Annotated in this window: 10 protein-coding genes; all 10 read right to left on the bottom strand. The window is 65.4% G+C overall.

All coding sequences use genetic code 11. From position 1 onward, the window contains the following. Positions 1-43: 43 nt before the first annotated feature. The 10 genes from ACQE3M_RS10655 to ACQE3M_RS10700 all read right to left on the bottom strand — a co-directional run bounded on the left by ACQE3M_RS10655 (position 44) and on the right by ACQE3M_RS10700 (position 15,469). A complete protein-coding gene (locus ACQE3M_RS10655) occupies positions 44-2,776 on the bottom strand; it encodes a COG1361 family protein (RefSeq protein WP_430505586.1) in 2,733 nt (910 codons plus the stop codon). Next, the gene (locus ACQE3M_RS10660; protein ID WP_430505587.1) at positions 2,769-3,752 is read right to left on the bottom strand and encodes a hypothetical protein; all 984 of its coding nucleotides are present in this window, start codon (positions 3,750-3,752) and stop codon (positions 2,769-2,771) included. The genes ACQE3M_RS10655 and ACQE3M_RS10660 overlap by 8 nt, the downstream gene beginning before the upstream one ends. A 1-nt stretch (position 3,753) precedes the next feature. Further along, the gene (locus ACQE3M_RS10665) at positions 3,754-6,522 is read right to left on the bottom strand and encodes a carboxypeptidase-like regulatory domain-containing protein (RefSeq protein ID WP_430505588.1); all 2,769 of its coding nucleotides are present in this window, start codon (positions 6,520-6,522) and stop codon (positions 3,754-3,756) included. Next, on the bottom strand, positions 6,522-7,739 hold the full coding sequence (locus ACQE3M_RS10670; RefSeq protein ID WP_430505589.1) for an FtsZ/tubulin family protein: 1,218 nt from the start codon (positions 7,737-7,739) through the stop codon (positions 6,522-6,524). The genes ACQE3M_RS10665 and ACQE3M_RS10670 overlap by 1 nt, the downstream gene beginning before the upstream one ends. Before the next feature lies 1 nt (position 7,740). Then, positions 7,741-9,816 (bottom strand): hypothetical protein, encoded by a 2,076-nt coding sequence (locus ACQE3M_RS10675; RefSeq protein WP_430505590.1) that lies wholly within the window; start codon positions 9,814-9,816, stop codon positions 7,741-7,743. Further along, positions 9,813-10,934: a hypothetical protein gene (locus tag ACQE3M_RS10680; RefSeq protein ID WP_430505591.1), complete on the bottom strand. Its 1,122-nt coding sequence runs from the start codon at positions 10,932-10,934 to the stop codon at positions 9,813-9,815. The genes ACQE3M_RS10675 and ACQE3M_RS10680 overlap by 4 nt, the downstream gene beginning before the upstream one ends. Beyond that, entirely contained in the window at positions 10,931-11,185 is a 255-nt protein-coding gene (locus ACQE3M_RS10685) for a hypothetical protein (RefSeq protein WP_430505592.1), read from the bottom strand. Before ACQE3M_RS10685 ends, ACQE3M_RS10680 begins: the two co-directional genes overlap by 4 nt. Continuing rightward, complete coding sequence (locus tag ACQE3M_RS10690) at positions 11,172-12,341, bottom strand: FtsZ/tubulin family protein (RefSeq protein WP_430505593.1); 1,170 nt, start codon at positions 12,339-12,341, stop codon at positions 11,172-11,174. Before ACQE3M_RS10690 ends, ACQE3M_RS10685 begins: the two co-directional genes overlap by 14 nt. 132 nt (positions 12,342-12,473) lie before the next feature. Next, a complete protein-coding gene (locus ACQE3M_RS10695; RefSeq protein ID WP_430505594.1) occupies positions 12,474-13,868 on the bottom strand; it encodes a hypothetical protein in 1,395 nt (464 codons plus the stop codon). Positions 13,869-13,870: 2 nt separating this feature from the next. Continuing rightward, positions 13,871-15,469 carry a cell division protein FtsZ gene (locus tag ACQE3M_RS10700; protein ID WP_430505595.1) on the bottom strand — a complete coding sequence of 533 codons (1,599 nt, stop codon included), beginning with the start codon at positions 15,467-15,469 and terminating at the stop codon, positions 13,871-13,873. Positions 15,470-15,486 lie beyond the last annotated feature (17 nt).

The following is a 15,486-nucleotide window of genomic DNA, read 5'->3' on the forward strand; positions in this document are numbered from 1 at the left end:
GCGGTCGGTGAACGCCCCCCTGACCGCAAAAAGTGTCGGACGGTTACCGGAGGAAGTCGCCCGTGCTGGCCTCGCGGACCTCCAGTACGTACGTTCTGGCGTTCAGCACCTCGCGGGTGACCAGGAGCGCGAAGCCGACGGCGAGGATGGCGCTGATCCCGTACAGCGTCACCATCGTGATCAGCAGCTCACGACTCGCGGCGGCGGCCTCGTTCTCCGTCGCGTCCGCCTCGCTCGTGGCACCGGCTTCCCTGAACCGCTCCTCGGCGGTCGCGTAGTCGCTCTCGATGGACGCGCGGAGGCGCTGCATCTCGTCGATCCTGGTGGGGTTCGCAACGATCGGCTGTCCGAGGAACGTCAACGTCGCGTTCGCTCGTAGCTCCGACCGGGCGTTACGGGCCTGCTGACGGCGTTCGATCCCTTCGTCGACGAGCCGCTGGTACTCCGCGAAGTGCTTCTCGGCGCTCTCCTCGTGAGCAGCGGCTTGCTCGTCCTTGCCTCGATGCGCGCTGAGCGTTGCGAGCCCGCTCGATGCGCGGTATCGGTCGAGTGCGGTCGCGTCCTCGTCGGCGAGGACCGACTCGTAGTGCTGCTCCTGCTCCGTGACGATCGTGTTTACCGGGTCGGCAGTTACCTCCAAGATCCGTTCGAAGTCGCTGGATAACTGGTCGTCCTCGATCTCGTCGACGTACTCCACGATCAGGTTTCGCGCGACGAGTGCGCTAACGACCCGTGGCTGCGCCGCCTCGTAGCTCCCGTTGGCCTGCTGTTGTTCGACGGTGTCGACCGATTCGAGCAGTATGACCGTGCTCTGGGCGATCGTGAGACTTCTCCGGAGGTCGGCCCCGCTGACGTCGTCACCCTCCCTGAGTCGTTCCTCCAGCGAACGGAGCCCGCTGGTGGCGCTCGATTCGGCTTCGCCTTGCCAGCCACTCCCGTCGGACTGCGAGTCGAGGTCCTGCGTGATGTCCTCGACGGAGAGCAGCCGGGCCGTGGCGGACACCGTTATCGTCACGGGCTCGACGCCGTCCGCGTCGACGCGGATCTTCCACTCGTACGTCTGGTAGGCCTCGGCATCGGTACCGAACTGGAGATCGAACACGAGCGAGTCGGATTCCCCCGCCGGTATCGTCGACGACGGTGTCGACGTGACCGAGAGCCAGCGGTCCGGTCCTTCGACGATGCTGACCTCGAGGTTCCGGAGGTCGTTGTACCCCAGCCGCTCGCCGACGTCGATACTCCGGGTCAACCGGTCGGTTATCGTCACCTCACCGAACTGCGCCTCCGTTTCGCTGACGGTCATCTCCGTGTCGTGGACGACCGTGACCTCGCGGGTGATGGTCTCCGTGCCGGCGTCTTCGGTTTCGACGGTGATCATGAGATCGTAGGTGCCCTCCGGGAGGTTGGAGTCAGCCGCGATCTCGATGGTGGCGTCCTCGCTGTCGGTGCCGGCGACCGTCGCCGGCGCGTCCACGACGGAAGCGGAAAGCGACGGGTTGTTTGCGGTCGCGTCCACCGACACGACGTTCATCTCGAGGTCACCCTCGTTGGGGATCGACACCGTCGTCTGCATGGTGTGTTCCGAAACCTGATCGCGTGGCTCGTCGAAGACGAAGTCCTTCGGCGAGCTACTGAGCCGACCCAGGTCGGCCGGATAGATGACTCGTGCGACGAACTCGACGCGCTGTGTCGGACTATCCTGGTGGTCGCCGCTGATCAGCACGTCGAACGTGAGCTCGCTGTGCTGTCCGGCGTTCTCGCTGGCGGTCACTGTCACGCCCACCTCGCCCGATCCGCCCGGCTCCGTGCTGAACCCGTATGGGACGTCGAAACTGATCTGTCCATCAGTGTCCCCGGATTCGACGGTCGTATCGAGCCCGTCTAGCCCCTGGTACCCGCCGATCTCGTCGACGATGAACGAGGTCGACACTCGCTCCCCGACGAGGACGTCGCCCAGGTCGACCGGTTCGTCGACCGAGGCGACAGGGGGTTTCGACACCTCGACGGCGACGGTGACCGTCCGAGTGTTCCCCAGCGAGTCCGTCACTGTGGCGTCGAAGTAGTGGGTACCCGCTGCTACCGAGTCGTCGACCGTGACGTCGATCTCGAGCGGTTCGCTGCTACCTGCGTCGATCCGGTCGGGAACCGAGTTCGCCTCGGGGGTGATTCCGGACGGGACGCCGGAGAAGGAAACGCCCTCGACGACCATCACTCCGTCACCGACGTTCGGAACGCTGGTCGTGACGGTCGTCTCCGCGGTCTGGTCGCCCTCGAAGACGACCGTGCCGGTCGGCGAGTCGATCGTACCGAAGGCGGGTTCGAGTACGTCGGCGTCGAGGTCCAGCCATTCCTCGGTTTCGTAGGTCCCGTCCTGATAGTAGACGTCGACGTTGGTGCTGTACGTCCCCTCAGTCACACCCGATTGGGCACGAGCCACGTATTCAACGACGTACTCTTCGCCAGCAACGACGTCCCACGTCGAATCAGTCCCGCTGGTGCCGCCGCCGGACCACTGGGAGAACTCGAACTGGACGTTACCGCCGTCCTTCTCGACGTAGTCGTCGCTGCCGAGGGTGACAGTCCCGTTCTGGCTCGCCACGAAGCTGAACTGCATGGTCGTCGCATCGCTGTCGTCGTCCAGTGCGGCCTCGACCTCGACCACGCCGGAGGCCGCTACTGCGGGCACCGTCCACGCGGAGAGCAACACCAGGACGGTAATCACCGCGACCGCCCCGTGTTTCCAGCTCAGTCCGTCCGGACCGCGCAACTCAGGCATTCTCCACCTCCTGGGGCGTGACGATCCGATCCCGTGCCGCTGCCTGGGCGTCCGCGGCCCAGATCGACAGCCGCCAGATAAGGACCCCGGCGACGCCGACCATCGCGGCCGCGTACGCGACCACCAGTGCTACCGTCGCGATACCTGCTGCGATAAGCGCGTTGCCGGCAGTGTCGCTTATCTCCGTTGCCCGACCATCGGCCGTGGCGACGCCGTGCTTCTCGGCGATCGACGCCGCCTCCGAGGCCGACTCACGGGCCCGTAGCGCCAGCGTGTACTCGGTGACGCTCCGGACGGGAGCGAGCAGCGCCGTGTTCACCCCCTCGCAAGCGACTCTGCACCTGTCGACGAACGCCGCGGCATCACCGACGAGCTCGTCGTGTCGGCGCATGTCGCTTTCGTACTGCGAGCGAAGCTGGTCCCGCTCCAGCTTGACCTCCGAGTAGCGATCGGTGTCGCCGGACCGGTTGTAGGCGTGGACGGCGGCGGACAACAGCTCGAGTTCCGCCGGGGTCGAGTTGGCCGTCTGGGCCGATTCGTAGATGCGTTCGCCCTGGACGGCGTAGAATCGGTCGAGGGCGACGAACCCGAACGCAGCGTAGCGCTCGCCACCGGCAGCTTCCAGCTGCTGCAGTGCCACGTACGCCTCGTCGGCGTGGTCGAGGCTCTCGACGGGATCCTGCTGGGCCGTGGTGTAAGCCCGCTCGAACGCGAGCAGGGCGTTCAGCAGGTTCGTCATCTGCGTTCTATCCTGCTGGGTGAACGCGTCGCTCGTCTGGGTCTCGACGACCGCTCGACTGCGTGCGAGATCGAGCTCCGCGTATTCGGAAAGCGCCTCCGAGTCACGGAGGTCGTTCAACGCCCGGATGAACTCCTCGGGCGACTCCGGGGAGCTCTGTGCCGCTGCGCCGCCGGCGACCGCGGCCATCAGCAGGACGCCGACGAGACACGCCGATAGCAGTGTTTTCCGGGACATGTTAGAATACCGTCTCCTCGAGTCGGTCGACCAGTTCGGGGTGCTCGAACAGCTCCTCGACCGCGTCGAGCTGTTTGAGGCCGACGAAGAAGTGAGCGCGCTGTTCGATCGGCGACGTATCACGACGCCCCGTCGCGTGTTCCCGGACTTGCTCGTACTGGGCCCGGGCCGGGGTAACCGTCGATACCTGGTCGCGCTTCTCGCCGAGCAGGTCGTTTATCTCCTCGAGGCGGTCGATCATTTCCCGCCGATGATTCGCCTTCTCGTCGGCAGTGAACGCGACGAGCTCGTCGACGCGAACGTCGCCGGTCCACTTCGTCCGGGTCTCGCGGAGCCCCTGACAGGCAGTGAATAAGTCGACGTTCTGCTTGTTCGTCATCGCGCGACGCGTGTAGCCGATGGCGTGGTCGACCGCATCCAGCACAGCGTCGACCACCGTGTTCGGGTCGACGTTGTACCGGAGGAACACGACGCCGCTGTCCTCGAACCGACCGATCGCGGACAGCACTTCCGAGAGGACGCTCGCGTAATAATAGGGGATGGCGCCGTCACGGTTCGACGGCGTTAGTTCCGAGATGTCCCGGTGAAGTTCGTCGATCCGCTCCCGTTGTGTCGGGCTGAGCTCGAACGTGAACGAAGCATCGATCGTTTCGGTCACGTCGTCGCCCCTCCGGACCGAGATGGCGGCCAAAGTCCCAGTGACAGGACCGTCCTCATCGAAGTCGACGCGAGCCTCGTAGTCACCGACCGGAAGCGAGCCGAAGGAGGCGATGCCGCCGTCGGTGGACGCCGTTCGAGTGCCGGCGGTTCGCCGGACGTGCTCGTCGGCCGGTTCGAGGACGACGTCGATCCCGGGAACCGGTTCGCCGTCGATCGCGGCCTGGATCGAGAGGTCGCCGGTCAGCGGTTCGAGCCGAACTGTGTCCGTAAGTGGCCCTGTTTCGACGTCGTACCGTTCGTGGTCCACCTCCAGTTCGCAGTCGGCGGCGTCGACGGTCCCCGGAACTTCGAAGTCCACCTGCCCGTTCTCGTCCGTCCCCTTTTGCTGGCTGCTCCCGTCGGGGAGCGTCAGCGTCGCGGTCGCGCCGGCGACCGGTCCGTCGGTCGCGTCGCTCGTGACGGTCAGCGTTCCCGACTGGGGCTGGACTCGCAGCTCGACGGTCGAATCGCCGGGTCGCACGTGCTCCTCCTCGCCGCCCGGCAACCTCGCGACGTAGTGCCCCTTCTTCAGCGTTACACTGTCCCTCCCGTCGATGTGTGCGCTTTGATGCTCGGGATCGTATCGGTCGCCCTTCGCCCGCTGTGGGTCGAAGGAGACGGCCCTCGTCCCGTCGACGAGTTCGCCGGTTATCGCGTCGACGATCCGAACTTCCGGCGACATTTTGGGTGTGGCTGACGCGGCCGATTTGCCGGTTCCGGACCCGCTTCGTATAACTATCACCCCGAGGACTAACAGCAGAGCGGCACCGCCGACTAGCAAGAGGGGAACGAACGGCGACTGAACGGGGTCCGTCAGCGTCTTTTTCACCCACGAGACGGCTTCGCCAACCATCGACCCCGGAGCGGAGCTCGACCCGTTCTCGACGGTTACCTCGACGGCGAACGCTTGCTTGTCCGCCGGATCGAGGACGACTCGGTCGACGTCGTCCCCGAACTGCTGGTTGAGGTCCCCGAAGCGGACGGTGCCGTTCTCGTAGCGCACGTCGGAGAAGTGGTGGGTTTCGCCGTCGGCTAGCGCGACTGTCGCATTGATGACCCCGTCGCCCTCGAGCCGATCCGTTGCGTCTTCGAGAACCAGCTTTCCGTTCTCGTAGGACCCCGTGAGTGTGGATCCGAACGTCAGTTCCCGCGCCTTCAGCACCAGATCACCGCGTTCGACCTCGATCCGGGTCGTGCTGTCGACTGTTCCCCCGTGCTCGAACGAGACGGAGCCGGACTCGGCGGTGACGCGTTTCGTCGTCAGCGTCGTCCCGCCGTCGTGCTCCGTGGTGATGGTAACGACGTAGCTCTCGCCGGTGAACAGCAGCGGGTGATGCAAGACGACGTTCGTTTCGGTGACCTCGGTGTCCTCGATGGGCGTCGCGAGGTCGACGGTGGCACCCCGGATCGTGAGCCTGTCGGGACTGCCGGTAACGGTCACCGTCCCGTTCTGGAGGGCCAGCCTGCGGAACGCGGCGTCGTGGTCGACGACGACTTTCCCGCCATCGGACCTACGGAACGTTCCGTTGAGAACCGCACTCTCGTCGCCGGCTGTCGCGTCGAGGCGAATCTTCGTTCCGTCGGTAACACCGACGGCGCTCCGCACGTCGAAGACGAGCCGATCGGTTCCGTCGAAGCTGATCCCGGCGTCGTCGAGTGCGATGTACTGGAGGTTTCGGTTGGTAACGGTCCCGCTCCTGTTCTGCTGAGTCGTCACCGTCACGTTAACTGAGTCGAGGGATCCGCCCGGCACCCTGTCGTTGTCCACCAGATCGACTCTGTAGACGTTCCAGCCGTCCTCGGTCGTCTCCGGATCGACCGAATCGGCGATCGGTTGCCCGTCGACGGCGACCGCTATCGAGTCGTCAGTGTCGTTGCCCTCGGGGAAGGCGGATTCCTGCACCTGGATCTCGAGGGTGCCAGCGTCGTGTTCCGCCTGGACGTCGAGATCGGACTCGTTCTCCTGGACGGCGTCGGCGGCGACGACGCCGGCGAGTGCCGTCATCGCGAGCAGCGCGGCGGCGAGAACGACGAGCGTGGCTGCCGTCCGTGAGGGGGCAGTCTCCGACATCACGTTTCGAGGAACCTCCGGTACTCGTTGAGATTCTCCTCGATACGCTCCATCTGCTCCGCGGAGATGGAGCCGTTCCCGAGGCGCCGACCCCGCTCGAGGCGGTCCCTGTGGGTTTCGTACTCGTCCCACGACGTGCTCAACAGCGGCTCGAGGTCGAACCCGCCGAACAGCAGCAACACGTCGACCTTGGATCGACCGCCCTCCTTGATCGAGACCGTCGACATCCCGGGCGCGTCGATCCCGCGGTCGCTTTTCCACGACTCGAACTCCGTCTTGACGTCGCTCTCGGAGATCTCGGAGCCGGCAAGCTTTCGCGGCGCGCGAACGATGGCGTACGCTGCCTTGGTCGTGGAGACGTCGAGCGGCACGTACGGGTTATCGGCCGCCACGTCGAACATGTACTCGAGGTCGTAGACGTTCGCGTCCATCTCCGTCGCCACGGCGGGGGTGAAGTGATACGCGCCGATCTGGGACGGGACGCTGATGTAGTCCTGGACGTCGATCACGCCCTGTGTTTCCCGGCCGGCGCTGATCATCAGGTCGAACGCCTCGATAAGCCGTTCGTTCACTACGTCGTTGGGGTGGTGGTCGGAATCGCCCGCCTCCAGGTTCGCGATGTGACTGTTCGCTCCCAGGATGACCATGTCGGCGTTCTGTGAGCCGTCCGGGCTCCGAAGCAGCCGGGAGAGTCCACAGACTGCGTTGAACTGCTGTTGGGGCGGCTCGTCCTCGTAGGGCCAGACCCCGAACGCCGTGTGGATCACGTCGTTCATCCAGCTCGGGTACTCGGCCGTGTCGACGCCCTCCTTCAGTCGTCGAATAGTGTAGGGAATAGAGCCGTTGCCGGTCCCGCCGCCGAGCGTCGCGATGTGCATGAACGCGTCGGCGGTCTCGACGTTGGAATCGATGCTCCGGAGGATCCGGTTGAAGCTATCGCGAGCCAGCCGCTCACCGTCCGCGAAGACGTTGCCGGCACCCTCGTCGTCGCCGAAAATCAGTACGCGGTCCTCGAACCCCTCGTCGCCGAAGGTGCCTTCCAGCCGCTGGATCGTGTTTCGAATGTCCGCCCTGTTCGTGTTCATCACGACGATCCGGTCCTCGATACCCGGGTTCGAGCGACGGGTGAAGAACTGCGAGGCGATCCGGCCTCCACCCTCCCCCGAGGCGATCACCGCCCATCGCGTAAACCGATCGTTGTAGGTCTGATTGTCCATGTTACTGTTTCGTAAGTTCCTGCGGTCCACACTCGACGTCCGTCGACGCATCCGAACTCCGGATGGTCTCGGTGATGAGTTCCTTCGTCGCCGGTACCGAGAGGTACCGGTTCCGGATCTCCTCGTAGCTCATCGAATCGCCAGCTGAAACGTTATGCTCGATGATGTTCGCCAGCCGATTCGCGAACTGCTCGCCGTCGTACACGAGTACGTCACCGTCGACGCGCCGGGCCGTGAGTCCTTCCTCCTCCGCCCACAGCGCGAGCATGCAGGGAACGTACTCCTCACTCATCGGCAGGTCCATCGCCGCCGAGAGGTACTCTTCCTCCTCGAACCGGTCCGCGAAGAGCGATTCGGCGTCCTCGAGCGCGTCCCGTGCATCGGCCTCGATCCCGTCACAGACCGACTCGCGAAGCGGCTGTTCGGTCAACAGCGCCTCCGCCTCGACGTCGTCTTCGACCACGACCTCCCGAGCGATCGGGGCATAGCCATCCTCGTCCGTGGACACTTCCAGGGAGTACTCCCCGTACGGAACGTCTTCGAACGTCACGACGTCGAGCAGATGTGTCCGAAACGTCTCCGACTCGGAGAACGCCGGGCCGTCCAGCGACACCGAAACGGGTCGTTCAGGGCCGCCCTCCTCGAACCCCGCCTGGACGGTCACGCCATAGGTCTCCCCGAAGTCGTCGGCGACGAGCGCCGGCGTGGTTGGCTCGTGGACGACACCATCGGTCTCCGCTGCGTAGAGCTCCATGAACTGTCCGGGCTGTTTCACCTTGAGGTCGCCTGGCTCGACGCGACCCTCCTTGCGAAGCGCCTCCTCGACGTCGTCGCTTACGGGACCGTACGCCTCGGCGATAGCTGCCTTCTCCTCGACGGCGTCGAGTGCCGAGGAAAGCTCGCCGACCGCGGTGAGCCACGTCCGACGGAACGATTCGAGGTCGCTGGCGGCGTCGAGCTCGCCGACGTACGCCTCGTCGTTAGCCGACTGATACTCGTAGAAGTCGTCCGGGACGGACGCCGTCGAGAGGGTGTTCAGGCAGTCGGCAAGCGTCTCGCTCATCTCCTCGACCATGGTCGTACAGCGGTCCCGGGCGCGCTCGGAGATCTCCTCGAGATCGGACAGTTCGAGCGCGCTATCGATCTCCGCGAGTTCCCGCTGGATCGCCTCGACGTCGTCGACCAGCGCGGGGGAGACGTACTCCGTGACGACCGACGACGTCACGGTGTCCAGCAGGGAGTCGAGCTCCTCCCGCTGGGCCTCGAAGCCAGCCGAGAGGTCGCGTTCGATCTCCGCCCGCGTATCGACCAGCACGTCCGCGGCTTCGGCGTACTCACCGCGGTCCAGTGCCGCCCTGGCTGCTCCTGCGCCACGATCGACCGCGTCACCGCTGTAGTCGTTCTCCGCGGCGAGCCTTTCGAGCTCGTCGACCGCTTCCGTCACGGCCTCGTCGAGCCGCTCGTCGTATCCATCGATCACGTCGATCAGGTCCGCCGGGTTCGCCGCCTCCGGCTGCGGTGGGTCGCGGATCTCCGACACGAGCCCGGCGTTCCGGAGCTCCTCCTGGGCTGTCCGGCAGGCGTCGGCCTCCTGCTCGACGTGCCGGACGGCGGCGTCGGTGAGTTCGCTTCGGGTCTCGTCGATCCGTTCGTCGAGTCGCTCGATTTTGCGGAGGTCACCCGGGCCGCTAACCGTGAACCGGTTCGTGGCGCGGTCGAACTCGACACCCGCCTCCGCAAGCTGATCGAGCACGTACGTTATCTCGTCGTTGGTTTCGGCGGCATCCCAGCCGTCGAGTCGGTCGCTCAACCGGTCGTACTGTTGCAGTAGCGTCCGCATCCGCTCACCGACGTTCTGTGCTTCCCGCTCGAAGTAGTGGGACGTCTCCTGGGCCGCGTCGGGACTCGACTGGCGTGCGTACACGACCGCCGCGGCGACGATCACGGAGGGGATGCCGATCCCGAGCGCGTACACTCCGGCGGTCGATCCCAGATACAGGAAGACTCCGAGACCGACGAGCGCCGTCAGGAGGACGATGCCACCGATTCTGATGGTGAAGCTCAAATCATCTCTCATACTACCACCTCGAACAGCAGCTCGATTCCGGGGCCAGCGACGAGGACGCCGAGACTACCAACGAGTGCGAGCACCGCGCCGAGGAAAACCTTCCAGAGGTTCCCCAGCCGGTAATCGACCGTCGAATCCCGGCGTCGCTTCCGGCGGATCCGTTTGAGGTCACGCAGCGACACTGCTCGTCCGATGACCCCGCCGACACCGATCCCGACGACGAAGGTGCCGAGGAGCACGCCCGTTACGGTCAGGCGAGCGGCTCCTGCCTGTTCCTCGACGGCGCCGAGATAGGCCGCGAGCGACTCCTCCAGTCTGCTCCGCTCTTCGGTATGATACTTCCGGTGTTCGAGATAGGCCGCCGTCGCATCGCCGTTGCCCCTGACGGCCGCCGTGAGGAGCGCGTCCTCGACGGTATCGCTCGCCGACTCCAGACTGGCGAGTCGTTCGTCGTACGCTACCAGGACCGATCTGTCGACAGCCGCGATCGGGTTCTCCGAATCAGCCCCCGCTTCGAGCGTTTTCGCGAGGTCGCGGGCGTTCGTGACGCTTCCCTCGTACTCGTCGCGACCTGTCTCGAACTGGCGTCTGGCCGCTTCGTCGAAGAAGTACACCGTCTCGGGCTGGCCGAGGTACCCGGTCGACGTGCCGCCGGTCGACCGCACTGCGACCGTCGGAGAGCCGGTGTTCTCTCCCGCGCGACCGTCGAGGTGCATCGAGAGGTCCGTCGAGTTCGTTCTCGCCGTCGCCCGCAGCTGGATCCAGTGGCTATCGACGGTTACCTGCTCGAAGGCGTCGAGGCCCGTGAGTCCCCACGCGTCGGTGGGTTCGGGCGTGCTCTCGCCCCCGTCCGCCGTACACAGCACGACGCGGAACGAGGTGCCCTCAAAGAGCGCGACCTCGTCGGTTTTGACGTCACCGTTCTCCAGCAGCACGACGAGCCGCTGGGGGTCCCCCGTACAGACGTTCTCGGGGGTGTCGTAGTCGGCTGCAGCGTCGGCAGACCCGATGGAGTGACTACCTGGGTCGGCGGCGACACTCCCCGTCCCGCCGGCGACGCTTCCCGGGACGACCGCTAGCGAGGTCGCCAACAGGAGCGCCAGCAGGAGGGTCGTGTTTCGGTTCATCGGTCCGCCACCTCCTCGTGATACGCCCGCAGTCCGCCGAGCGCGAGCCCCACGCCGATCCCGAAGACGAGTCCGCCCGCGGCTACGAAGCCGAGTGCGTCGCCCAGTTGGATCGCCGCCCGTGCCGTCTCGTAGCGGCTAACGGGGTCGTCGGCCGCCAGAGGGACATTCAGCAGTACCGCGACGACGAGCGCGCCGACCACGACGACGGCGGCGCCCACGCGATAGAGAGGGGGATCAGGCCGGGACATGTGCCTCCGCGATCTCTTCGATCTCGGACAGTCTGTCGAGATCCTCCCGCCCGAACGTGTACAGCGTCGTACACGAGACCAGGTTTCGGTTGGTCGGGACCATCCCGAGGTTCACCTCCGAGGTGTGTTCTCGAAGCCGACGACGGATCTCCGAAACGTCGATCCGCTGACTGCCGCTGATGTACTCCCGTGGCGCACGGATGTTGCCGAGGGCCTTCTCCGCATCGGCGAACGGGACGTTCTCCACCGTTTGCTTCGCCTGCGCCGAGTAGGTGAGCTCTACCGCATCGACCTCCTTGTCGCCGATCTTCGGGAGGAAATATCCCGGCAGCGACTTCGTCATCTGGACGGCACGCCCGATCGTTCCATACCCGATTTCGCCGCCGTTCGTCCCGTTGCGGGACAGCGACGTCACGATGTCCTGTATATCGATAATCGGTGCGTCGACGTCCTCGTACTCCCCGGGGTCGATCTGTTCGATGACGGGGCCGGCGACGAGGTCGACGAACGCCCCCGCAATGTACTCGTTGTACTCGGAGAACCGACCCTCGGCCGCGTTCTCGTATCCGAGACGCTGGTTGTCGACGAGGATGAGTCCGTCGGCCGTGTTCTCCAGCCTGTCGAGTCCGTACACCGTGTTCGCCGCCTGCCGGCCGGCGCTGACCTCGTCGTCGGAAACGTCGTGGACGGGGTCCTGCGTGTTCGGGAGCACGCCGACTGCGATAACCTTCACGTCGCCGCTCGCGTACTCCCTGATGGCTTCGATGACGTGGGGCGCGATCCCACAGCCGGTTCCACCGCCCAAGCCGAGAAAGACGAAGGCGAACGGAACGGTTCCCGCCTCGCCGAACCGTTCGGATAGCATCGAGACGAGCGTCCCCGAATGGTTCTCCATCGTTTCGTCGGCTCGCCGGGGCTGGCGTCCGAACCCACCTGTGACCAGCTCCTCGAACCCCGGCTCGGTCCCCGGGACGAGTCCCTCAGAATCGGAGACGCCGATCCATCGGTCGTCACCGATGTTCGAGAGGTTCTCGAGATCCCGAACAGTCGAGTTGAGCGCGAGCGGTGCGGCCTCGATCCGCATCCCGTCGTGGGCGAAGATGTCGTCCACGATCGCGCTCCCCGCCTGCCCGGCACCGATAAATAAGTAGACCATTAGTCTGTGTGATTTATAATCGACATGTGCATTCTAAATAATTGACGTGTGTGTTCGCCACGTGATTCGTGTAATAAACGTGACGAGGGACGGGTACCGCAGCCCCGGAACCGCCAGCGGTCGTCGTCCCCATCATCCGCGAAGGCTCCGTAGCATCACGCTGTACTGGTTCTGTTCATACAGCCCTTCCACGTGGTCGAGGACCGCGTCGAGCGACTCGATCGTTCCAGCGGCCCGACGGGTGTGACCGTCGTCGGCGTCGTCGGCTGCGTCCTCCAGCTCAGCGTCGACGAGCGAGAGGAAATACAGCGGAATGGAGTGGTTGTGGTCGGCCCGCTGGTCGACGTACTCGCGCTCGATCGCCGCTCGGCGCTGCCTGACACGTTCGAGTTCGGCGTCCAGGTCCGCCGCCTCGTCGTCGGCTTCCGGCGCTGACCCGTCGCCAAGCTGGTCGACCAGCTCCCGGCGGTAGAACTTCAGCTCCTCCCGAGCGGCGAAGGGAACGACTCGGTTCGTATCGTCGACCCGCTCCACGCGGGCGGAGAGGTCCGCGGCACGCTCCCGAACCGCTACCGCCGGGGGGGCCGTGGCGTCCTCGAGCTCCCCCCGAACCGCGTCCGCCAGCGAATCGACCTCCGCGGCGTCGAAGTCGGCAAGCAGCGCGTCTGTGGTCGCCGCGCGGTCGAGCCGTTCCACCACAGCTTCCAGCTCCTCCGCAGCTTCCCCCGCGTCGCCGGTCTCGAGGGCGTCCAGGAGCTTGCGGGCCCGACGACTCCGCGGCATCGCGGAGTGCCGGACCCGAGCCACTGCATCCTCGACCGCACTGCCGTCGCTCGTGTCGCACTCCTGTGACGACTCCCCGACAGTTCGTGTTGCTTTCCGAACGCGTTGCTCGACGGAGCCCTCGGCGTCGACGTCGAGCTCGTCCAGCAGCGTCTCCACGGCGTCCACCAGCCCGTCGTGTTCCGCCTCGTCCGTGTGGCGTTGCCGCTCGAGCGAGCGATAGCCGTCGACCAGTTCCGGGACGGAATCGACGTCGGCGTTCGGGCCCAGCTCAGTCATCGCCTGCTGACTCCGCTCCCGTTCGTCCAGCTGCTCGGCCGTCGACGTCAAGGTCTCTTCCAGCTGCTCGGTCGTTGCCGGCCGGGATTCGGAAAGCTGGTCGAGCAGTCGCTTTGCCAGCGGTGAGCTCGGCCGCACCTCCTCACGAACGTTCGTCGCCGCCCGAACGGGCGTCTCAGCCGCCATGTCGGTTCGTGCGTCACGCCTCGGCTGGCCGCGATCGACCGCCCGCTCGATGGCCTCGGCCTTCCGACGCGGCGCGGCGTCCGCCGGCACCTCGCCCGAACCGCTCAACTCGTCGCGGACTTGCGCGTACGTCTCGTCGATCGACGTCGCGAGCGACTCCAGCTCGCGCTCGACGGCGGCAGTCCGCGGATCGGTGCCAAGGATCGTCGCGATCGACTCGAGGTCGTCGTCGGAGCCGCCGAAGATCATGAACAGCAGCGGGACTGCGGTGGCGGTCATGGTCAGGCCATGTTCTCACGGCCGAGACAGGAGAACAGCAGGTCAACGTGCTCCCACACATCCCGGAGGTTCTCCGCCTGCTGACTGTTGCCTTCCTTGATCTCGGCGGCGTGTTCGTACATCCGTTCGATCGACGGCATCCGCGGGTTCCACAGCGTCCCCCACAGGTAGACGTCGTCGAGTGCGGGAGTGACGAGCTGTTCGACGTGGATGTCGACGGATTCGGTTCCCGGCTGATAGGACGCATCGAGGAAGTCCTCGCTGGCGAGCATTTCGCGGAAGGCACCGCTGGAAACGTGTTCATTAACGCGCTCCATCTTCGATTTCGGCCCGTACAGCAGGAACGTCCCGCCCCATGCCGATTCGGGGTCGAACTTCGCGAGCCGGTTCTGATACAGTGCGTTCGACGCGAGCGTCTCGAGCTGGGACAGCGACATCTCGTCACCGCGTGCCCGCCCGAGCACGGGCGCGAGGATCACCGCGGGTCGGCCGTCGCCATCGAGATCGAGCGGATACTTGTCTTCGACCGGCCGGAAACTATCCGCGACGTCGAACACGTCGCCGTGGATCGACATTTCCGCGTCCTGCTCCACGAACTGTGGGGTCGACGACATGGTGAACGCTTCGAGAAACGCGACGAGCGGTCTGTTCAGGTCGGCATACTGCGGCGGATTGTACTTCTCGAGTCCGTCTATCTGGGGCGCGATGTCCGCGCCGACGGCTTCGAGCCGCCCGTTGTCGAAGGGGATGATCGCGTCGACGGCACGCGACATTCGCGCGAGCCCCACGACGCCGTTAACTCGGGCCTTCCCGCCCACGCTCGAGCCGCCGTTCCCGCCGGACGGAATGACGACCGAGGAGAGCAGCGCCTTCGAGATGACGAAGTCGTCGTTCAGGACTTCCTCCCGGATTCCGTCCGCGAGGACGGGAGTGGACCCGCAACCCGTCCCCTTCGTCACGCTGTGAACGAACATCAGCGCCTGGGCGTCACGGATCTGCTGTGAATCCATGTCCCACCGTTCACGGAACGGGTTGCCGCCGTCCTCGAAGTCTCTTTCCATCACCTCCTTCCCAGCGTCCCAGCGCCGGCCCATTCCCTGGTAGTCGTGAGCACCTTGCCCAATGATGGAGTTCATCATCAGCTCCTCGCGGGAGTATCCCTGCTCCTCCTGCGCGTAGTAGGTCTGCTCGAGCTCGGCGATGTTCGTGTTGAGAATGCCGTATCCCGCGAGCCCACCTTCCCAGATCAGCGCCCGACCGTCGTTCTTCTGGCGCAGTGTGTCCCGTCGCATCAACACTGCGTCGAGGATGTTGTTCCCGGCCCCGCCCACGCCGATCAGGAACCACTTCTTTCCATAGGTGCCAGTCCCCACCGGGCTCGCCCCAGGGTCCGGACCCCCGTCGTTTCCGCCGTCGTCAGTCGGGTCGTCGCCCGCCGCTCCCGCGTCGACCGGTTCGTCGCCGTCGAAAAGGCGGTCGTACCGATCCGCGTACACCGCCCTGATCGCTGGTGTCTCGTCCGCGTGGCTTTGCAAGATGTGGTCGTCGAGCGATCCCTCCTCCCATTGGTCCTGGCTAAGCGAACAGATTTTACAGCGCATGTGGGCGGTTCTTAAAC

The organism is Halosubterraneus shenae (assembly GCF_050510935.1).
Classification (GTDB): Archaea; Halobacteriota; Halobacteria; order Halobacteriales; family Haloferacaceae; genus JBDGPU01.